The sequence below is a fragment of the Thiomicrorhabdus aquaedulcis genome (assembly GCF_004001325.1).
GTDB lineage: Bacteria > Pseudomonadota > Gammaproteobacteria > Thiomicrospirales > Thiomicrospiraceae > Thiomicrorhabdus > Thiomicrorhabdus aquaedulcis.
In genome coordinates this window covers 633,405-654,677 of record NZ_AP018722.1, presented here as the reverse complement: position 1 = coordinate 654,677, position 21,273 = coordinate 633,405, and the positions used below count along the sequence as shown (strand labels likewise).

The 21,273-nt window shown below is 47.5% G+C and carries 17 protein-coding genes and 2 tRNA genes; 5 read left to right on the top strand and 14 right to left on the bottom strand.

Going from position 1 to position 21,273, the window contains the following annotated elements:
* Positions 1-491 precede the first annotated feature (491 nt).
* A tRNA-Ser gene (locus EP181_RS02905) sits at positions 492-582 on the bottom strand.
* Between the two features lie 171 nt (positions 583-753).
* On the opposite strand from EP181_RS02905, the gene EP181_RS02900 reads away from it, so the two are divergent.
* On the top strand, positions 754-1,083 hold the full coding sequence (locus EP181_RS02900; protein WP_127470327.1) for an MGMT family protein: 330 nt from the start codon (positions 754-756) through the stop codon (positions 1,081-1,083).
* 25 nt (positions 1,084-1,108) lie between these two features.
* Here EP181_RS02900 and serS read toward each other — a convergent pair whose 3' ends face one another.
* The 5 genes from serS to EP181_RS12185 all read right to left on the bottom strand — a co-directional run bounded on the left by serS (position 1,109) and on the right by EP181_RS12185 (position 7,802).
* Positions 1,109-2,398, bottom strand: a complete 1,290-nt coding sequence (serS, locus tag EP181_RS02895) for a serine--tRNA ligase (RefSeq protein WP_127470326.1) — start codon at positions 2,396-2,398, stop codon at positions 1,109-1,111.
* A gap of 97 nt (positions 2,399-2,495) precedes the next feature.
* Complete coding sequence (crcB, locus tag EP181_RS02890; RefSeq protein WP_127470325.1) at positions 2,496-2,888, bottom strand: fluoride efflux transporter CrcB; 393 nt, start codon at positions 2,886-2,888, stop codon at positions 2,496-2,498.
* 69 nt (positions 2,889-2,957) lie between these two features.
* Positions 2,958-4,331, bottom strand: a complete 1,374-nt coding sequence (locus EP181_RS02885) for a replication-associated recombination protein A (protein ID WP_127471742.1) — start codon at positions 4,329-4,331, stop codon at positions 2,958-2,960.
* Positions 4,332-4,372: 41 nt separating this feature from the next.
* Complete coding sequence (gene lolA, locus EP181_RS02880; RefSeq protein ID WP_127470324.1) at positions 4,373-5,038, bottom strand: outer membrane lipoprotein periplasmic chaperone LolA; 666 nt, start codon at positions 5,036-5,038, stop codon at positions 4,373-4,375.
* A gap of 55 nt (positions 5,039-5,093) precedes the next feature.
* Positions 5,094-7,802, bottom strand: a complete 2,709-nt coding sequence (locus EP181_RS12185; RefSeq protein ID WP_269471149.1) for a DNA translocase FtsK — start codon at positions 7,800-7,802, stop codon at positions 5,094-5,096.
* A 254-nt stretch (positions 7,803-8,056) separates the two neighbouring features.
* Between EP181_RS12185 and trxB the strand changes: the two genes are divergently transcribed.
* Together trxB and EP181_RS02865 are read left to right on the top strand one after the other, a co-directional pair.
* Positions 8,057-9,010 (top strand): thioredoxin-disulfide reductase, encoded by a 954-nt coding sequence (gene trxB / locus EP181_RS02870; protein WP_127470323.1) that lies wholly within the window; start codon positions 8,057-8,059, stop codon positions 9,008-9,010.
* 77 nt (positions 9,011-9,087) lie between these two features.
* A complete protein-coding gene (locus tag EP181_RS02865) occupies positions 9,088-9,819 on the top strand; it encodes an FKBP-type peptidyl-prolyl cis-trans isomerase (RefSeq protein ID WP_127470322.1) in 732 nt (243 codons plus the stop codon).
* 279 nt (positions 9,820-10,098) lie between these two features.
* Here EP181_RS02865 and EP181_RS02860 read toward each other — a convergent pair whose 3' ends face one another.
* A complete protein-coding gene (locus EP181_RS02860; protein WP_269471148.1) occupies positions 10,099-10,440 on the bottom strand; it encodes a YqfO family protein in 342 nt (113 codons plus the stop codon).
* A 141-nt stretch (positions 10,441-10,581) separates the two neighbouring features.
* Here EP181_RS02860 and EP181_RS02855 point away from each other — a divergent pair, with 141 nt between their 5' ends.
* Positions 10,582-10,752, top strand: a complete 171-nt coding sequence (locus tag EP181_RS02855) for a hypothetical protein (protein ID WP_232023488.1) — start codon at positions 10,582-10,584, stop codon at positions 10,750-10,752.
* A gap of 241 nt (positions 10,753-10,993) precedes the next feature.
* On the opposite strand, the gene EP181_RS02850 is transcribed toward EP181_RS02855, so the two are convergent.
* The 4 genes from EP181_RS02850 to EP181_RS02835 all read right to left on the bottom strand — a co-directional run bounded on the left by EP181_RS02850 (position 10,994) and on the right by EP181_RS02835 (position 17,165).
* A tRNA-Pro gene (locus EP181_RS02850) sits at positions 10,994-11,070 on the bottom strand.
* 252 nt (positions 11,071-11,322) lie between these two features.
* A complete protein-coding gene (locus EP181_RS02845; protein ID WP_127470321.1) occupies positions 11,323-12,798 on the bottom strand; it encodes an efflux transporter outer membrane subunit in 1,476 nt (491 codons plus the stop codon).
* Positions 12,795-15,959, bottom strand: coding sequence for an efflux RND transporter permease subunit (locus EP181_RS02840; RefSeq protein ID WP_127470320.1), 3,165 nt, complete (start codon positions 15,957-15,959; stop codon positions 12,795-12,797). The genes EP181_RS02845 and EP181_RS02840 overlap by 4 nt, the downstream gene beginning before the upstream one ends.
* 18 nt (positions 15,960-15,977) lie before the next feature.
* A complete protein-coding gene (locus tag EP181_RS02835; RefSeq protein WP_127470319.1) occupies positions 15,978-17,165 on the bottom strand; it encodes an efflux RND transporter periplasmic adaptor subunit in 1,188 nt (395 codons plus the stop codon).
* Positions 17,166-17,355: 190 nt separating this feature from the next.
* Between EP181_RS02835 and EP181_RS02830 the strand changes: the two genes are divergently transcribed.
* Positions 17,356-18,000 carry a TetR/AcrR family transcriptional regulator gene (locus EP181_RS02830; protein ID WP_127470318.1) on the top strand — a complete coding sequence of 215 codons (645 nt, stop codon included), beginning with the start codon at positions 17,356-17,358 and terminating at the stop codon, positions 17,998-18,000.
* Positions 18,001-18,031: 31 nt separating this feature from the next.
* Here EP181_RS02830 and EP181_RS02825 read toward each other — a convergent pair whose 3' ends face one another.
* The 3 genes from EP181_RS02825 to pheT all read right to left on the bottom strand — a co-directional run bounded on the left by EP181_RS02825 (position 18,032) and on the right by pheT (position 21,251).
* Positions 18,032-18,397, bottom strand: a complete 366-nt coding sequence (locus EP181_RS02825; protein WP_127471739.1) for a MerR family transcriptional regulator — start codon at positions 18,395-18,397, stop codon at positions 18,032-18,034.
* Positions 18,398-18,480: 83 nt separating this feature from the next.
* Positions 18,481-18,777 carry an integration host factor subunit alpha gene (locus tag EP181_RS02820; RefSeq protein ID WP_127470317.1) on the bottom strand — a complete coding sequence of 99 codons (297 nt, stop codon included), beginning with the start codon at positions 18,775-18,777 and terminating at the stop codon, positions 18,481-18,483.
* Between the two features lie 83 nt (positions 18,778-18,860).
* Complete coding sequence (pheT, locus tag EP181_RS02815; protein ID WP_127470316.1) at positions 18,861-21,251, bottom strand: phenylalanine--tRNA ligase subunit beta; 2,391 nt, start codon at positions 21,249-21,251, stop codon at positions 18,861-18,863.
* Positions 21,252-21,273: the final 22 nt, after the last annotated feature.

Here is a 21,273-nt window from a genome sequence, read left to right as displayed (position 1 = left end):
CAGTTGCAGGGCGGCGTTAACATAATTGCGAACAAGCATCCTACCCAACCTCAGCCAAGGGACGTTAAACTGTAATCAAGACTTCCCCGCAAACACTACAATCCATTTATTATTAAAGTTATTTAATTTTACTCTGACCCCAATGCCATTAAGTTAAGCCAAAAACTGTTATTCCCGCGAAAGCGTGAATTTTTTAAACGGCTTGAAATCCCGGCTATCGCGCGGATGCTGACTAGGGAAACACAAGATTTTCAATGCCAAAATCCTTAACTTAATGGCATTGACTCTGACCCTAATTATTTTATTTAAACGGGTGTAAATCTTAAGCATCTATAGGGTTAATCCAATTTTACCCCCGTTTATTATGTGCTTGTATGATTTTCCTTTAAACGTCATAAAAAACAAAATACAGCCAAAACCCCGTAAATATCGAGCTTTTACTGAATTTTAGGCACAAAAAAGCCCGCGTAAGCGGGCTTAATTGTCGAATATGGTGATGGACTAGGGATTCGAACCCCAGGTGGGCTACAAACCCACAACGGTTTTCAAGACCGCCGCCTTAAACCGCTCAGCCAGTCCACCAATGTTTTGATGTTGCGTATTATAAGGTTATAAAAGAAGATTGCAAGTTCTTTTAGGGCTTTTTAATAAAAGTTTTGTTGTTAGCGTTGTGAGCACACGTTAATTGGTATTATGTTAAGCCTTATGTTAAGCCTTATGTAAACCTAATTTAAACTTACCAGGCCTGGTCAAATGCAAAACCTCTCTTTTAATGCCCAATGTTATGCATTATTACTGCAAATTCCCGTTGGTCGCGTCACGACGTATCAAGCCTTGGCGCATGCGCTTAACGTTAAGGCGTATCAAGCGGTGGGCAATGCCATGAACCGCAACCCTAACCCCGTTGTGGTGCCGTGTCATCGGGTGGTTAAAGCCGATGGACAGTTAGGGGGTTATGCGTTTGGTGCACCCGCCAAAGAAGCGTTATTGATGTCCGAGGGCGTACAAATTAAAAACGGCCGCATTATAGACTTTGCGAACACGCTGTTTACCGACTTTAAAACCGAGCCTTTAAAAATCTAACCAGGCCTGGTCAGTTCTGCAACCTTTACAAAACATCAACCCCCAAATAAGGTTGTAACACGGTGGGCACTCTAATGGTGCCATCGGCATTTTGATAATTTTCTAAAATGGCGACTAAGGTGCGCCCTACCGCCAGACCCGAACCGTTTAAGGTGTGTACCAATTGCGGTTTGGTTTGCCCAGCACCTCTAAAACGCGCCAGCATGCGACGTGCTTGAAAGTCTTCAAAATTTGAACACGATGAAATTTCACGGTAGGTGTTTTGGCCAGGCAACCACACTTCAAGATCGTAGGTTTTGGCGGCCGAAAAGCCAATGTCGCCACGGCACAGCGACATAACGCGGTACGGCAGTTCTAATTTTTGCAAAATGGCTTCGGCGTGACCGGTTAAGGTTTCTAACACCGCATACGATTGGTCGGGGTGCACAATTTGCACCATCTCGACTTTTTCAAATTGGTGCTGACGAATTAAGCCGCGCGTGTCTTTACCGTAAGACCCCGCTTCTGAACGAAAACACGGCGTGTGTCCGACCATTTTGATGGGCAATTGCGCTTCGTCCACAATTTCATCGCGAAACAAATTGGTAATAGGCACCTCGGCCGTTGGAATTAAATACAGCTCGCGGTCGCAGGTGTCGTGCTCGTCGTTTTTGCTGATTTTATACAAATCGGCTTCAAACTTAGGCAGTTGCCCGGTGCCGCGCAAACTGTCTTGATTCACCAAATACGGCACGTACACCTCTTCGTAACCGTGTTGTTGCGTGTGGGTGTTTAACATAAATTGAGTTAAGGCGCGTTGCAACTTGGCCATAGGGCCTTTTAACACCGAAAACCGTGCCGAGGTGACTTTAACCGCTGCGTCGTTGTCAAACCAGCCACGCTGTTCGGCCAATTCAACGTGGTCTTTAACCGCAAAATCAAACTGGGCAGGTACACCCCAACGACGGACTTCTACATTGTCTTCTTCGCTCGCTCCCAAAGGTGTCGAGGCGTGCGGCAAGTTGGGAATGGCCGAAAAAATCTGCTCTAACTCTAGCAGCACTGCGTCAGAGGCTTGAGTGGCCGCGTCTAATAAATTTCCCAAATCGTCCACTTGTGCCAATAAAGGGGCGATGTCTTCGCCCATGGCCTTGGCCTTGCCTATGGCTTTGGCACTGCTGTTGCGCTGAGCTTGCAGCTCTTGCGCGTTGGTTTGCAGGGCTTTACGCTGGGTTTCTAAAGCGTTAATTTTAGCCACGTCCAAGCTAAATCCACGGGTTTGTAGCTGCGCGGCAATGTCATCGAGTTCGGTTCTTAAGCGTTTTGCGTCTAACATAATGTGTTAACCTGTTTTTAACTTGTTGAAATAAAATGAATAATTTAAATAGTTTGCATAACTTATCGAGTTTATACAGTTCGTAACTTAACCCAACTTACGTTTGCGTTAAAAATTGCCGTCCGACCAATAGCCCCAACCACACCGCCAACAAAGTGGCCAGCACGCTTAGCGCGATGTTAAAAGCGGCCTTATGCATTTCACCGGTTTGTATGTATTGCATGGTTTCAAATGAAAAACTCGAAAACGTGGTGAACGCCCCCAAAAACCCCACCATCACAAAGGCGCGCCATTCAATAGACAGCGCAAACTTGTCAATCATGAGCACCGCCACCAGCCCCATAATAAATGAGCCCAAAGCGTTTACAGACAGCGTGCCCCAGGCAAAGTCGCGCCCCAGCCATTGATAAACTTGGTGCGACATGGCAAAACGCGCCATCGCTCCCAGCGCGCCCCCTAATGCAATGGCCAACCACCCTAACCCTGTCATATGCTTGCTCTTGTTATGTGTTGTTTACAAGTGTGTCACTTTTTTATTTAACCAGGCCTGGTCAACGCGTTAACGTCGTCGTTTAAACGTAGCCTGTTGATTTAATTGTTGAAGATAGCGCATTTTAGCGGAAATTTTAATTTCCAACCCTCTTTCTACCGGCTGATAATAGGTTTTTTGCGGCATATCATCTGGAAAATAACACTCGCCTGCCGCGAAGGCCTCGGGCTCATCGTGCGCGTACCGATAGCCCTTGCCGTAATCCAGTTGCGACATTAAGGCGGTGGGCGCATTGCGTAAATGCAACGGCACCTCAAGAGAGGGCTGCGATTTAATGTCGGCCAAGACTGCTTTATACGCCATGTACGCCGCATTAGACTTGGGCGCAACCGCCAAATACACAGCGGCCTGCGCCAGTGCCAAATCACCTTCGGGCGAGCCTAAGCGCTCGTACGCCTCGGCGGCATTGAGCGCCAATTGCAACGCTTTGGTATCGGCGTTGCCAATCTCTTCGCTGGCCATTCTAACCAAACGACGCGCCAAATAACGCGCGTCTACTCCGCCGTCTAACATGCGTACCAGCCAATACAAGGCGGCATCGGGGTCAGAGCCACGAACCGACTTGTGCAAGGCTGAAATTTGGTCGTAAAACGCTTCGCCGCCCTTATCAAACCGACGCACGCCGCCTTGAATCACCTCTAAACAATCTTGCCATTGCAAAGTGACCAGGCCTGGTTGATTGCTGTCTAAGGCGTGCGCAAAGTCGGCCGCTTGTTCCAGCGTATTTAACAAACGCCGCGCATCTCCATCGGCGGCCTCAATTAACAGAGTTTGCGCTTTGGGTTCAATGTGAAATTGACAAGCACACTGCGCGTCCAAATTTTGGCGGTCGTGCTCTAACCGCAAGCGACCGCGCTCCAGTACGTTGGCCAGTTCGTCCTGGTCTAAACTGCGTAACACATACACGCGCGCACGAGAAAGCAGGGCGTTGTTTAGCTCAAACGACGGATTTTCGGTGGTCGCCCCGATAAACACAAACGTGCCGTCTTCTACAAAGGGTAAAAATGCGTCTTGTTGGGCTTTGTTAAAGCGATGCACTTCGTCCACAAACAGTACGGTGCCTACGTTAGTCTGCTGGCGATGCGCGCGGGCTTGCTCTAAGGCGGCACGCACCGCTTTTACCCCGTCTAACACCGCCGACAAACTAATAAATTGCAAACCCGACTGCTGGGCGATGAGCCGCGCCAAAGTAGTTTTACCGGTGCCCGGCGGCCCCCAAAAAATCATGGAATGCAATAATCCCGAGGCAAACACCCGGCTTAAGGCGCGATTGGCGCCCAATAAATGCGTTTGCCCGGCAAAGTCGGCCAAGGTTTGCGGGCGCAGTCGATCCGACAAGGGTTGATACCCCGATGCGCTGGGTGAACTGGATGAACTTGGCATACGCTCGTCAGACGGCATGTCGGCAGACAGGGTGGCCGTCATTACTGCGGCTCACCCACCAAATCGGTGCCTGCGGGCAATTTAAATTGAAAATTAGTCAGCGGAATCACCTGATTGGATTGAATGTTTTTAAACTTAACTTTAGTGACGTTATCGGCATTTTGGTACATCCACACCTCGGTCATCTCGCCGTTTTTTAAACCAATTTCAATACTCTGAAAATAAGTGGCTTGTTTGGGCGCTAGGTTGTACCAGCTCATGCCATTGCGCGAACCGGCGTCAATAATGGTAAAACGCTTTTCAATGGCTTCGTCGTATAACAGCCAACTCAAGGGAATTTCGGCTTTTACATCCTCGATGGGACGCACCGACACTTGGTCTAAATCGAGGTCGTAGACCCATAAATTTTGCTCATCGACGACAATTTTTTGGGCATTGGGTTTGCTGTATTGCCACACCAACTGACCAGGGCGATTGAGCTGAAAATGCCCAAACGATTGGTTAAGTTCAAAGCGCGCTTCGTCGGGTTGGACTTGTTCAAAATCGGCTTCAAAGGTTTTAAGCTGATTGACGTAATTTTGCAATTCGTGCTCAGTACCCGCCCAAGCGGACAAACTCACGCTTAACATGACGCCGCCCAACACGGCAAACAGCCCGTTAAATAGACTGGTTTTAAGCGAAGAAAACAGAGGTTTTTTGGTTTGCATAATATTTAAAGCGTCCTTTTTGGTAAACATGACCGTAAAATAAAGTGAATCTAATTTAATGTTCGTGTGACTTAGGCGCCAACACTTCGCGATTGCCGTTGGCGCCAGCAGTAGACACCACGCCGGCGGCTTCCATCGCCTCGACAATCCGTGCTGCGCGGTTATAGCCTATTTTAAAACGCCGCTGCACCGACGAGATAGACACTCTGCGGCCGTGGGTGACAAACTCTACCGCTTCATCGTACAGCGCATCGCTTTCGGCGTCATCGTAATCGGTGCCTGGGCTGTCTGCCCCGCCAATGCCTTTGGTAATACTTTCTAAATATTGCGGTGCACCTTGCGACTTAACAAAGTTGGCGACTTTATGCACCTCTTCGTCGCTCATAAACGCGCCGTGTACCCGACGCGGATTGCCCGAACCCGGCGGCATAAACAACATGTCGCCCATGCCCAGCAGTTGTTCAGCACCGCCTTGGTCTAAGATGGTGCGCGAATCAATTTTAGTGTTCACCATAAACGAAATACGTGTGGGAATATTGGCTTTAATTAACCCAGTAATCACGTTTACCGACGGGCGTTGCGTGGCCAATACCAGGTGAATTCCGGCTGCACGGGCTTTTTGGGCAATGCGCGCAATCAGCTGTTCAACCTCTTTACCCACCACCATAATCATATCGGCAAACTCGTCCACCACCACCACAATGTAGGGCAATGTCTCTAAAGTAGGCGGAATCTCGCCCACATTATGACCAAAATTGGCGGCTTGTTGATACATGGGGTCAATAATAGGCTCGCCTTTATCAATGGCATCTTTCACTTTTAAGTTGTAGCCCGCTATGTTACGCACCCCCAATTTGGCCATAAGCATGTAGCGGCGATCCATTTCAAACACGCACCAGCGCAAGGCATTGGCCGCGTCACTCATGTCGGTTACCACGGGTGTCAGCAAATGCGGAATGCCTTCGTAAATCGACAACTCCAACATTTTAGGGTCTACCATAATGAGACGCACTTCTTCGGGCGTGCTTTTGTACAGCAAGCTTAAAATCATGCTATTTACGCCCACCGATTTACCCGCCCCTGTGGTACCCGCCACCAATAAATGAGGCATTTTGCCAATGTCGGCCACCACGGGTTTGCCGGCAATGTCTTTGCCCAAGGCGATGGTTAAAGGCGACGTGGCATTTTGAAACTCGCTGGACGACAACACATCTCTAAAACTAACAATCTCGCGCTGTTCATTAGGGATTTCAATTCCCACCACGGCTTTGCCGGGAATAACGTCCACCACGCGCACCGATGGCACTGATAATACGCGAGCCAAGTCTTTGGCTAAGTTGTTAATTTGACTCACTTTAACGCCGGGTGCTGGCAAAATTTCAAAACGTGTTACCACCGGACCTGGTTGCACCGATTCCACTTTAACCGACACACCAAACTCCAACAATCGCTGCTCTAGCAGCTCGGACAATGCGGTTAAATCGGCCTGACTAAAGCCTTCGTCGTACACCGGCACAGGGCTTAACAACTCTAAACTGGGCAACGCTCCACCACCGTTTATTAACGGTGCGTTTTGCACATTAGGCGACACATGATGAACCACAGCTTTTTTATTAACGACCACCGACAAACTCGATTCATCTAACGCTGTTTGAGTTTCAGCTTTGGCCGCAACCGCCTCTAACGCTGATTGATCGACTAACATACTGGCCGAATCGTTGCGTGGCAGCTCGGCCACACTTTCATCATTTGGGTTTAATTGCGCCAAATGTGCTTGCTCAATGGGCTGTTCCTTAAGCTCTACCGCTGCGGGCTTTAATGCAGCTTTTTTAATATTGGACTTTAATGTGCGGCGCCAAGGCTCGGATAACAAGGCTTTTAAAGTTGACACCACCACTTCTATAAACGTCATGCGCTCGCTCAACAACCGTTCAGCCTGTTCGCCTGTCGCCAACGGATTATCAAGGCGATACTGCTGATTGCGCCTTTCAATAGCCCGCTGATGAAACCCTTCATAACGACGCTTAGTGCGCGCCATGAGCGCCTGCATTTGCTCTAAATACACTTCGCGCAATTTAAAATGTTGCAAGACTTTGTCAACCAACCAATAGGTCACTCGGCCAGTGCCTTCAATGATAGTCATCCACGAACAACTGCTAAACATGCTCATGGCCAACGCAAACGCCACCAGTAAAAACAAAGTAGTGCCCAATAAATCCATTTCGGACACCAGCCAATTGCTAAGTTCGTAACCCCAAACCCCTCCCGCCGAATACGGCAGTGTTATGCCGTCTAAATCAGGGTTGGCGTATAAATTAGCCAGGCCTGCCCCCGCAGTAATCATGAGCAACAAGCCCAACAAACTTACAATAAAACGAAGGTAATCCAACTCGTTTCCGCTGCGGATTTTAAGAGTAACCCAGCCGGCCAACAAAATACCAAATGGAACTAAAAATCCAAAAAATCCAAACAAATACAAAATCATGGACGCTAACCAAGCACCCGTCGCTCCGCCATAATTTTGCACGGCCAAAGCGCCACCGGCCGAATCAAATCCTGGATCACTTGGGTGATAGCTAAACAACACCAAAAACAAAAAGAACCCCAAACCAATGCAGCTAAGCACCACGCCGTCTTTTAAAATCCAGGCGAAGCGATGCCAGGGCACAATCATCCCCGATGCAGACTCAGGCACAGCAGGTTTACTGTTTAATTTGTGTTGGTTTTGAGCAGGCGTAACAAGCTTTTGCGTTTTAAAAGACATGGGTTAATTCGTTTTCACTTATGGGTTTGAGTGGACTTTACGTCACCAAAGATAGGGCTCTCAAAGAAAAAGCTTTATAGGTTCCAAAATAAATAAGCACATCCAAATGGGTTTTAAACCACTTAAAGTATCGAAAGTATCGTTTTGCGCCTAAAAACTGCTAAAATTTTAGCACACTCAAAACCTTCAAATCGATTAGATTTAAGCCTCACGCTGTTTCACTCAAAGCAACATAAAAACAAAAGGATGCAAAGATGGTTACAAAACATTGCAAGTTACTTATTTTGGGCTCTGGGCCTGCCGGTTATACCGCCGCCGTATATGCCGCGCGTGCCAATCTTGAACCCGTTATCATCACCGGAATGCAACAAGGCGGCCAGCTTACCACCACCACCGAAGTGGACAATTGGCCAGGCGACCCAGAAGGCTTAACCGGACCCGATTTAATGCAACGCATGCAACAACATGCCGAACGCTTTGGCACCGAAATTTTGTTTGACCACATTCACACCGCCAACCTAAAAAAACGTCCTTTTAAACTCATCGGCGACGCGGGCGAATACACTTGCGATGCGTTAATTATTGCCACAGGTGCTTCCGCTAAATATCTAGGCCTACCCTCTGAAGAAGCGTTTAAAGGTAAAGGCGTATCGGCCTGTGCCACCTGTGATGGATTTTTCTATCGCAACCAAAAAGTAGCCGTAATTGGCGGGGGCAACACCGCCGTTGAAGAAGCACTTTACCTGTCTAACATTGCCGCCGAAGTCACCATTGTGCACCGACGCGACCAGTTTTCGTGTGAAAAAATTCTGGCCAAACACTTGCTCGAAAAAGCTCAAAACGGCAACATTAAAATTGAATTTAACAGCACGCTCGAAGAAGTTCTAGGCGATAAAATGGGCGTTACCGGTGTGCGTTTAAACAATCTGCCCACAGGAATAAGCAAAGACGTTGATGTAGCTGGGGTGTTTATCGCCATTGGTCACACCCCTAATACTGGTATTTTTGCCGACCAGCTTAAGATGGAAAACGGCTACCTTCACGTTAAAAGTGGCCGAAAAGGCAACACCACGCAAACATCCAGAAAAGGCATATTTGCGGCCGGTGATGTAATGGACCAGCACTACAAACAAGCCATTACCTCATCAGCCACGGGTTGCATGGCCGCTCTAGACGCCGAAAAATATTTAGACAATTTAGCCAAATAAGACCTTTACCAAAGCACACATCTCACCAGGCCTGGTGAGATTTTTTAACCTTACCAATAGAAAACCAAGAGAACACAATGAAAAAACTACTGTTAATTTCGTTAAGCATGGCCTTTGCCCAAACCGCAATGGCTGCCGACAGCGCACTTAAAACTAACGAACAGCGTGCCAGCTATACACTAGGTACCGACTTAGCTAAAAACTTCACCAAGCAAGGCTTAAACATTGACGTAAAAGCCCTAACCGCTGGTATGGAAGACGTGCTAAACAATCGCGCCTTAAAACTGACCGAAGAAGAGATGATGACCGCAATTAGCGAAGTCAAAAAGAGCATTATGGAAAAACAGCAAGCCGCACAAAAACTGGCTGGCGAAAAAAATCTCAAAGAAGGCACTGCTTACCTGGCTAAAAACGCCAAAGCCGACGGTGTAAAAGTGCTGCCCAGTGGCGTGCAATACAAAGTTATAACCGAAGGCAAAGGCGAATCTCCCAAAGAAACCGACATTATTGTGGCGCACTACCGCGGTACATTAATTGATGGGTCTGAATTTGACAGCTCGTATACCCGTGGAACTCCATTAAAGTTTCAAATGAACAACGTCATTCCAGGCTGGGGCGAAGCCCTTAAACTGATGAGCCCGGGCGCAAAATGGGAAGTTGCCATTCCTGCCGCCTTAGCTTACGCTGAAAAAGGAGCTGGCGACGTCATTGGTGCCAACGCAACCCTGCTGTTTACCATTGAACTTATGAGCTTTGAAGCCCCTAAAGACGAACCAAAAGCACTGCCCAGCGCACCTGCTCACCCATAACACTAAACTCATAACCCAAGTAAACAAACCGTGTTGCTAAATTAAGAACGGTTTGTTTGCAGGCAAAACAGAGTTTGCGCATCCCGCGCAAACGGGCAAAAAAAAACCCAATCAACATAAAGTTGACTGGGTTATCCCAAAAACGGAAAAATCTTAGCTCTTTTAGAGGAGTGTTGTAATGAAACAACGCTGCCATCTTAATATAAGAGTATGGTCATATCAACAAATTCTTATATGTAAGTATGACAATATACTTAAGCCAGCCAACACATCGTCTTTTTAGCGCAAATCACTTACATTCACCATCGGAATCACGTCGTACGCCGGCTCTTCATAAGGGTGTGCCGCCAATAATGCTTTAACCGCCGCATGAATATGCACGCCATTGCACACTAATTCCACACGGTATTCGTCTACCGTTTGTAACGCATCTACGCGCCCCAAAAATGGTGTCGCACCCTTTAAGGCTCTAAATTGCCCCTGCCCTAAAACTTGCCATGCACAACAGTCGTAATGGCCTATCTTGCCGGCACCGGCTTTAAATAACGCATCTTTAACTTGGTCAAGATGACTGTTAGGCACATAAACGCAAATTTTATATATTTCATTTAATTCATTCATAAAAACTCCAAACAAGTAACTTAGCGCAAAAAGTCGACGTAATTTGACTACAATAGCTTTTTGCAAAAACTGGCTAAAAAGATCTCACAAAGCCATTTTTACACTTAATTTAAAATTGTTCATCAATCACAAGGAAAAACCATGCGCGCTATTTTAGTTGTTTACGCCGTTATTTTAATGCTCGGCGTGGCCGCCATGTTATTAGACAACCATTATTTAGCCAACCTGGCCGGATTTATTTCAGCCATTGTGTTGCTGGTGGTGTTTTTTAAAGATCGTCCCGATGAAGAGTCGGCGCATGATAAAAAATAAGACAATATTGGTACATAGTGGTTGCAACCGGACTTATTTTTAGTCTGCTGTTTGGCACGCTGTGGAACAGCCATATTGGCAATATGTAGGCGTAGACAAGAGTGTATAGCGGTTTATTTATGGAGCCGCTAAAAAAATAAATCACCACAAAATCGCCACACTAACATGCCTATGCATACATAAATCGCCACGATTTAAACGGTTAATTAAGTGGTAAGTTGTTGATTTTACGTGATTTGAATGGTCGGAGTGACAGGATTTGAACCTGCGACCACTTGACCCCCAGTCAAGTACGCTACCAAGCTGCGCTACACCCCGAATTGTGTTCGATTTGTTTTAATTTAAATCGAATAGAGTCTTACTGTGTTACGTTTACAACGTCTAAACTAAACCAAGTGCGTCTGGCTTTGTTGTAAAGTGCGCGTATTATAATCGAACCCTTTGGTTATGCAAGGGCTTATCGCAGTTCAACGACAAAAAACATGGGTTAAATTGACCAGGCCTGGTCAATTTAACCCGTATTGCTTTGTGCTTGGTTTAATGCATTTTAATGTATTGGGTGCGGTTGGTTTACAACCAACTTCCGCCCAGCGCCTTGTACAAATTAACGCGTGCCGCCGTGTCATTTAACCGCATAGTCACCCAGGTAAGCTCGGCGCTAAACATAGAACGCTGAGCATCTAGCACTTCTAAATAACTTGAATACCCGCCGTCAAACCGTGTTTGCGCCAATACCAACGTTTGTTTTAACGCCTCTACCTGTCGCTGTTGTGCGGCCAACTGTTGTTGAGCGCCCTCAATTTGCACCAAGGCATCCAACACCTCTTTAAAGGCATTACGCACCGTTTGTTGATATTGAACCAGCTGGGCTTGTTGTTGTGCTTGGGTTAACGCAACCTGCGCCTGCCGCTGTCCACCGTCAAAAATAGGCGCGCTCACATCTGCCGAGGCATTCCACGCACCGGCGTTTGAATCGAATACATGACTTAACGATTCACTTTTTAACCCTAAAAATCCGGTTAAGCTAATGCTGGGATAGAGCGATGCCCGCGCCACACCAATATTAGCATTGGCCGCCATTAGACGCTGCTCGGCTGCGATAATATCTGGACGACGTTGCAATAGTTCCGAGGGCAAGCCCACTGGAATAGACGGCATTGCGAAGGTTTGAGCGTTTTGCGTTTGCAACGTTTTATCAAGCGGCGTATTCACCAACGCCTGAGGCGTGCGCCCTACTAAAACGCCCAATGCATTCCACTGCAAATTACGTTGCTCGGTTAACTGATGCAAGGCAATTTGCACCGCCGCAAGCTCAGATTGAGCTTGGTAAACCGTTAAGGGCGTTACACTGCCATAGTCTAATTGGGTTTGGCGCAAGTCCAAGGTTTCGGTGCGCGACTGAATAGTTTGCTGTGCCAGCAACAAATTTTGATTTAACGCCTGTAAATTAAAATACGCTTTGGCAACCGCCGCGCTCACACTTAAGTTAACCGCTTTTTCATCGGCCTGACTGGCGTTAACATTGGCTTGCGCGCTTTGCTCGGCGGCTTCGACCTTGCCCCACACATCCAGTTCATAGCTGAGCAAAGCGCCCAGTGAAAAATTGCCAAACGTCGCGCCCTGATCTTGGGGATACGCTTGATCACTGCTTTGTGTTCGCCCTAAACCCAAGGTGCCATTAAGCTGCGGTAAACGAGCCGCTTGACTTTGTTGCAACAACGCATTGGCTTGACGCAGCCGAATCTTAGCCAATTGCGCGTCGGCATTGTGCGCCCGCGCCTCTTCAATTAACGCATACAACTGCGCATCACCGCTTAACGCGTGCCACCATTGCGCTTCGTTTAAAGAGGCTTGGCTTAACGGCGTTGGCGTTAACGCAATATGGGTTAATTCAGTCTTATTCAGCCCATTCCAATCAGCGGGCAATGGGGTGCTCGGCGCTTGATAAGCAGGGATTTGGCTGCAACCGCTTATCACAACACTTAACCCCACACCTATTGAGACGGTCGCCAACCACATGGCTCGATGCAATACTGTCACTCTCATTTTAGCTCTCCTGTATTGTTGGCATTATTGGCATTCGTAGCCCGTTTATTGGCAAACCACTCGGAGGTACTTTCTGAAAACTGAGCAATCCAGCGAAAAAACATTGGAATAAACAGCGGTGCCAACAAGGTGGCAAAAATCATGCCGCCTACCAGGCCTGTTCCGACCGAAACGCGTGCTGCCGCACCTGCACCGGTGCTTAACATCAACGGAACCGCGGCAATGGTAAAGGCCAACGAGGTCATAACAATCGGTCTAAAACGCAAGCGTGCCGCGTATTCGGCCGCTTGAGCCAGGGGCATGCCCAGCTTGCGTTGTTGCATGGCCACTTCCACAATTAAGATGGCGTTTTTGGCCGACAAACCAATCAGCGTGAGCAATCCTAATTCAAAGTAAATGTCATTGTCTAAACCGCTTAACCAAACGGCCAGGGCGGCTCCAAGCACCGCAAAGGGCACGGCGGTAATGACCGCTAACGGAATAGACCAGCGTTCGTATTGCGCGGCTAAAATTAAGAATACAAACAACAACCCAAATAAAAACGCTTGATTACCGGCATTGGCCGAGGCTTTTTGTTGATACGCCTCGCCCACCCAGCCAATCGAATACCCTTCGGGTAAGACTTCGTTGGCGACCTCTTCAAATGCCGCTAACGCTTGCCCCGAGCTGTAACCCGGTGCGGGTTCACCCATGAGTTTGGCCGCAGGAAAAAGATTAAAACGATCGACCACATCAGCGCCGGTGACGCGCTTAAAACTCACCAAACTGCTTAATGGAATCATCTGACCGGTTTGCGAGCGCACAAAGACTTGCGCTAAATCTTCGGGTTTTTCACGGTAATCGGCCTCAGACTGTAAATTTACTTTGTAGGTACGGCCGTATAAATTAAAGTCGTTTACATACAAGCTTCCAAAGGTGGCTTGCATGGCGGCAAACACCTCTTTGGCCGATACTTGCATGGTTTGCGCCTTTTCACGATCCAACACCGCCTCGTATTGCGGTACGCCTGTGCTAAACGTACTGCGCATCTGATTAAGCTCTGGACGCTCACTGGCTTTGGCCATCAGCTCGTCGGTTACCTGGCTTAACATTAACGAACCACTGCCTGTGCGATTTTGTAAATAGGCTTCAAAGCCACCGGTCATACTCATGCCCATAATGGTAGGCAAACCAATGGGCATGCTAAACGCTTCTGGAATCGCGTTTAATTGGCCAAACAGCTGTTTAACAATCGCGTCTGAACTTAAATCTGGGCTTTGACGTTCATCCCAATGTTTCAGTTTTACAAACGACAAGCCCGAATCGGTTTTATTGCTAAACGTTTGCAAATCAAAACCGGCAAAACTAATCGCATGTTCAACCCCAGGATGATTTAACAGCGTATTACTGACCTCATCTCGCACCACTTCGGTTCGGCTAAGGGCTGAAGCCGGGGGCAAATAGCTCAGCACAAATAACGTGCCTTTGTCTTCGGCGGGCAGCAAACTTTTGGGCAATTGCCCCAGCGTTTGATAAGTGATTAAAATAAGCCCGCCAAACAACAACACACTTAATACACTGTAGCGCATGACCAACTTAACGCCCGAACTAAAGCCCGAGGTAACCCAATCAAAGAAGCGATTAAATCGAGTAAAAAACCAGCCGCTTTTGGGGTGTTCGGTTTGCAGTAAATTGGCGCACAAAGCCGGTGTTAAGGTCAAAGCGACTAAGCCCGAAATGGTGACCGACACCACGATGGTAATGGCAAACTGTTTGTACATTTCGCCGGTTAACCCGCCAATAAACGCGACGGGTAAAAACACCGCCGCCAACACCAACACAATGGCAATAATGGGGCCGGTGATTTCACTCATGGCTTGCAATGTGGCTTCACGCGCCGACTTGTGAGTGCTGCGCATAATACGCTCGACGTTTTCGACCACAATAATGGCATCGTCCACCACTATCCCGATGGCTAAAATCATCCCAAATAACGTCAATTGGTTAATCGAGAAATCCAGCAAATACATCCCAATAAACGTCCCAATAATAGACACTGGAATGGCCAGCACAGGAATCAACGTGGCGCGAAAGTTCTGTAAAAACAAAAACACCACCAACACCACTAACACCAAGGCTTCTAACAGGGTAAAAATAACTTTATCAATCGAAATAGCCACAAACTCACTGGTGTCATACGGCACACCATAATCTAAGCCTTTAGGAAATTTTTTGGCTAACTCAAGCATTTTTTGGTCAATTAACTTGGCAGTTTCTAACGCATTGGCACCCGGTTGTAAAAACACCCCCATCGGCACAGTCGGCTTGCCGTCAAACGTAGCGTTAAAGTCGTACGCTTGAGCGCCCAGCTCAACCCGTGCAATGTCTTTTAAACGCAACATTGCACCGTCTTCTTTGGCTCTTAAAATAATATTTTCAAACTCTTTAACGTCCGATAAACGCCCTTGAGTGGTCACGGTGTACGTAAAGGCTTGCTCATTGGCCATGGGTTCTTGGCCAAAACGACCGGCTGCAAACTGCGAGTTTTGCGCTTTAATCGCGGTAGACACTTCTTGCGCGGATAGACCAAATTGCGCCATTTTATTGGGATCAAGCCAAATGCGCATCGAATAATCTTTGGCGCCAAACTGCCTAACCTCGCCAATACCCGGCAGCCTTGACAGCTCGTCCACGACGTTAATTAAACCGTAGTTAGCAATAAACACCGTGTCCAAACTCGAGTCGGCCGAATACAAAGCAATGACTTTTAAAATGCTGGGCGACTTCTTATTAACCTTAACCCCAAGTTGCTGCACCTCAGCCGGCAGTTGGCTCAGCGCCCCTTGCACCTTGTTGTTGACGTTAATGGTGGCCTGGTCAATGTCAGTACCAATATCAAACGTAACGGTCAGCGATAACGTGCCCGAAGACGATGTGGTGCTGTTGATGTACAGCATATTGTCCACACCGTTAATGGCTTGTTCTAAGGGTGCGGCCACGGTGTCGGCCAAAGTTTCGGCACTGGCGCCCAAATAAGTGGCGGTTACGTTGACTTGCGGCGGCACAATTTCAGGGTATTCCGACACCGGCAAGGCTTTCATACTCAAAAAGCCCGCAATCACAATTAATATTGAAAACACGGTGGCTAAAACAGGGCGATCTATAAAAAATCGAGAGAACATGATGTTTCCTTTTTAGGATTAGGGTGCGGCTGGTGTTGTAACGTCGGCTAATGGCGTGACCGCCATGTTGGGACGCAGCTTGATTAAGTTTTCCACAATCACCAAATCCCCTTCTACCAGGCCTGCCTCTATTAACCAATCTTGCTCTAATTGTCCGGCCAATTGAACAGGCACTAATTGAGCTTTTTGCTCTTTAACCACATAAACAAAACTTTGTTGCCCCATTTGCACCAACGCTTTTTGCGGAACCACAAACACCCCATTGCGCACAGTGCCGTACACTCTTAACTTTACAAACTCGCCCGGCATTAAAGCCTTATTGGCATTGTCAAACAAAGCACGACCTTGCACACTGCCGGTCGCCGCGTCAACCACGCTGGCGGTAAAGTCAACCGTACCTTGGGCGATAACCTGCTGGTTTGCATTTATAATCTGCGCCTGTGCGGGCGGTGTGCTTAAGCTCAATTTGCCTTGCGCCAATAAACGTCGCTGTTGCATTAAATCGCTGTCGGGTAGAGCGTAAACGACATGCACTTTATCTAATTGCGTAATCTGGTTTAACACACTATTGATGGCGGTGGTGCCTACTAACGCACCAATATCTCGCTGTTTAGCGCCAATAACACCGCTTATTTCTGCTTTTACCAAGGTGTAATCTAAATCAATTTGCGCATCGTTTAAATTGGCTTTAGCCCCTGCCAACATTGCTTTGGCGAGCTCTAAATTGGCCAAGGTTTTATCCAGTTCTTGGGCACTGACGGCTTTATTTTTAAACAAACCCACCACTCGAGTGTGTTCGCGTTGGGCTTGGTTTACCGACGCTTGCTCAACTTGCAGTTGCGCTTTGGCTTTATTAACCAAAGCTTGATATTTGCGGTCGTCAATTTTATAAAGTGGCTGACCGGCCTTAACCTCATCGCCGTCTTGATAATATTTGGTTTGTAGAATTCCACCCACTCGTGCCACCACATCCACCTGTTTAAGCGCCTGAACGCGCGCAGGATAGGTGTTAAAAATGGCTTGATTGCTCAACGTAACCGCCAATACTTTCACGGGCATGGCCGGCGGTGCCGACGTTTTACCGTCTGCATGCGCAGCACTGAGTGTAAGAGACGAGCCTACAAATAAGACCATTAACAGCACCAAAAAAACCAAAGACCATTGAGAATGGCTCACAATACGCAAAAGCATCATACGAAAAAACATGGTTAAAACCCTATTCTTGAAAAAATCAGCTCTAAAGTGTAGCACAGGCTACACTTTTAGTTCAAACTTAATTAACCATTGTTTAAGGTATAATGTATTGCAATTTTGCTAACAATTGCCTGCGCGATACCCGCCGGCATCCGTCAAAACTTATACACAATAACTTAACACGCATTAAAAAGAGAGCTGCATGACCAGGCCTGTCCAAACACCCGCAAAACCACCCACAAAGCGCGGCTTGGCGCGTCAGCAAAAAATACTTGAAGTGGCCGAACAGTGCTTTTTAACGCAGGGTTATGCCGGTACCAGCGTCAATGAAATTGTTAAGCTTGCCGGCGGTTCGTTAGGCACACTCTATCGAGTGTTTGGTAATAAATTGGGTTTGTTTGAACAGGTGTTTAAAAACAAGACTGAGCTATTGTTTAGCCCTTTTACCCAAGAGAGTTTTGGCACAGAAGATTTAAACGCCACTTTGCATCACTTTGGAAAAACCCTACAAAGAATCGCTCTATCGCCCAATGGCATTGCGTATTATCGTTTGGTGGTGACTGAAAACAACGTCGATCAAAGTGAAATTCAGCGTATTTTTTACACTCTTGGCCCACAAACCGCCATTCGTGTTTTGGCCAACTACTTACAAAAACAGATTGCATTAGGCAAGTTGCACGGCACACTCAATACCGAGTTGGCGGCCGCGCAGTTTTTAGACATGATTAAAGGCCCATTTTTGTATCGCGCGCTATTTGGCGAAACCATTCAGGAAACCGAATTGGATTTGGCGCTCAGCCAAGGAATACAACTTTTTTTGCACGGCGCTCAGGTTAATAACACCTAAACACAATTGACAAGAAGACAGTTCACAAGCCTTAATAACGGCTGTGAATATACTCTCTAAACGTTTGAATATCTTGAGTTAATGCTTGCAATAACTCCACCGTACTAATCTGCTCACTGCTCATTGACTGATCAATTAGATTTACTTCTCCCTTAGCCAAACGCGCTTTGGCGCCTGGAATGGTAAAGCCTTGATCTTGCAATAAACTTCTAATTTCTAACACCAATTGCACATCACATTTTTGATAGTACCGTCTTCCACGGCGTTTACTGGGTTCAAGTTGCGGAAAAACCTGCTCCCAATAGCGTAATACATGCGATTTAAGCTGGCACAATTCTGCCACTTCGCCAATCGTAAAGTATTTTTTATCGGGTAACTCAAACTCAGTTTGCACCATATCAACCTGCCTAATTCTACCTAGTGGCACAACAACACCAAAATACACAAAAGCCACTCAACATGGCTAAAACGTTTATTACGTTACTGCGCGTTGGCAAAATTGTCAATTTGTGCGCGTAACTTTTGACCGGGTTTAAACGTCACCACACGACGTGCCGAGATAGGCACATCTTCACCAGTACGCGGATTGCGTCCTGGGCGTGACGACTTGTCACGCAATTCAAAATTACCAAACCCCGAAAGTTTAATTTGCTCGCCAGACACCAGCACTTCGCCAATCTCGTCGTAAAACTGCTCTACAATTTCTTTTGATTCACGTTTATTAAATCCAAAAGTATCGGTAAGTTGTTGGGCAATTTCGGCCTTTGTTAATGTCATTTTTGTTCCTTATTCTGTAAAAGACCCTTGCACAAGCGGTTAACGTATTAGAGATTTTTGCATTCACTCATGCAAAGACCTCACTACCTTAATATTGCACAGGCTTGCTGTTGCGCGGCGTTTAAGACTTGAGCAATCAAGCTTTCGACTTCTTCGTCTTGCAACGTGCGTTCGTGGTGTTGAATTTTAAGCGTTAATGCCACACTCTTTTGATGCGGTTGCACGCCCGCGCCACGGTACACGTCAAAAATATCCACGGCTTTTAAAATATCTGATTGCACTGACCACACCGCATCCAATAAAGTTTGCACCGCAACCGTTTCGTCTACCACAAACGCCAAATCGCGCTGCACTTCGGGAAACTTAGATATCGCTTGAGCACTCGGTACGTCCATGGTCATTAAGGCATCTTGCCTAATTTGAAACACATACACCGCGCCACTCACATCCACGGGCTTAACCAACTGGGGATGCAATTGGCCAATAAACCCAACTTCCATGCCATCTTTTATCAAACTGGCCGATTGACCTGGGTGCAGTGCGGGGTTTTGCGTTGGGGCAAAACGAATTTTACCCAACTGGTGACTCATTCTTAACAGGGTTTCCACGTCGCCTTTTAGATCGTAAAAATCGACGTTGCGCGTCACTTCATCCCAGCCCGAATTGGCTATAGAACCGACAATCGCCGCCCCTATCATCGGGACTTGGCTGGCTCCGGTTGGATCGGATTCGTTCTTGTAAAACACCAAGCCCGACTCAAAAATACGCACACGCGGCTGTTGGCGATTTTGATTGTAAGCAATGGTTTTGACCAGGCCTGGTAACAACGTAGTGCGCATGGCTTTCATGTCATCAGAGATTGGGTTTTGCAATACCACGTAGGGCAAATCGGGTGCTAAAAGTTTTTGCTTGTCTTCTTCAACAAAACTGTAGGTCACCACTTCGTTAAAGCCGCGCTGCACCAATGCGGTTTTAAGGGCGTACAACGCCTGTTCCGACTCGGGCAATTCATTCAGCGTCATCGGTGCATTTACCGGGGTTTCGGGCAAATTGTTGTAGCCATACAAACGACCAATCTCTTCAATCAAGTCCATCTCAATCGCCATGTCAAAACGGTAGCTGGGCGCGGTTAAACTCCAACCTTGATGGGTGGTGCGCATGGCAAAGCCCAAACGGGCAAAGATGCTTTCAACCTGCTCATCACTGACCGCAACGCCTAAACGCTGGGCAATTTTTTCACGACGTAGCTCAATCACTGCGGGTTTGGTCAAGTGCGCTTCACTCACCATTGCTACTACCTGACTGGCATTGCCACCGGCAATTTGGGTAAACAAACTTAACGCACGGTTCAGCGCGCGCTCGGGCAGTTGCGGGTCAACGCCACGTTCAAAACGGTGTGAAGAATCAGTGTGCAAACCATATTGACGCGCCTTACCTGTGACCGAAAGCGGTGAAAAATGCGCGCATTCAAAGAAAATAGCCTGGGTTTTTTCAGTAACCGATGTGGCCAAACCACCCATAATACCCGCCAACGCAATCGGCCCAGAGTCGTCGGCAATCACCAAGGTTGTATCCTTTAGTGTTAGCGTTTTTTCGTCTAGGGTTACTAGGGTTTCCCCCATTTTGGCAAGGCGCACAACGATAGCACCCTGTAAGGTGTCCAAATCAAACGCGTGCATAGGTTGCCCTAGTTCAAGCAACACGTAGTTGGTAATGTCTACCACCAAACTCACCGAGCGCAACCCAGAACGTTGTAACTTTTGCACCAACCAACGCGGCGAAACGGCTTGCGGGTTGTATTGTGTGACCACGCAACCCAAATACTTTGGACAGGCTTGGGGTTCAAGCACGTTAATAGCTTGTGAGCAGGCCTGGTCAGAAGGCATCTCAACCATGGCAAACGGTTCGCTAAAAGGCGCTTGGCTTATGGCCGCAACTTCACGTGCCAATCCTTCTACACTCAAGCAGTCGGCACGATTTGGGGTTAAATCCACTTCAATGATTGTGTCGTTTAGCCCTAAATACTCGCGAACATCCAAACCAATGGGCGCGTCTGCCGGCAAAACGTGCAAACCGTCTACGCCGTCGTCGGGCAAACCTAACTCGCTTGCACCACACAGCATTCCATTAGACGGAACGCCGCGTAACTTAGCCTTTTTAATTTGAAAATCTCCAGGCAACACCGCCCCAACCATGGCGCAACACGCTTTCATGCCGACCACAACGTTTTTAGCGCCACAGACAATTTGCACGGGCTCATCGGCGCCCACGTCCACCTGAGTGACGTTTAACTTATCCGCATCGGGGTGTTTTTCTACCGCCAAAACCTGCCCGACCACCACGTGGGTAAACGCACCGGCCACAGGTTCTAAACCATCTACTTCTAGGCCAGCCAAACTTAATTCTTCTGATAACGTGTGGCTGTCCCAATCCGGATTAACCCACTCTCTTAACCAATGTTCACTTAATTTCATAATGTATTCTCACCAGGCCTGG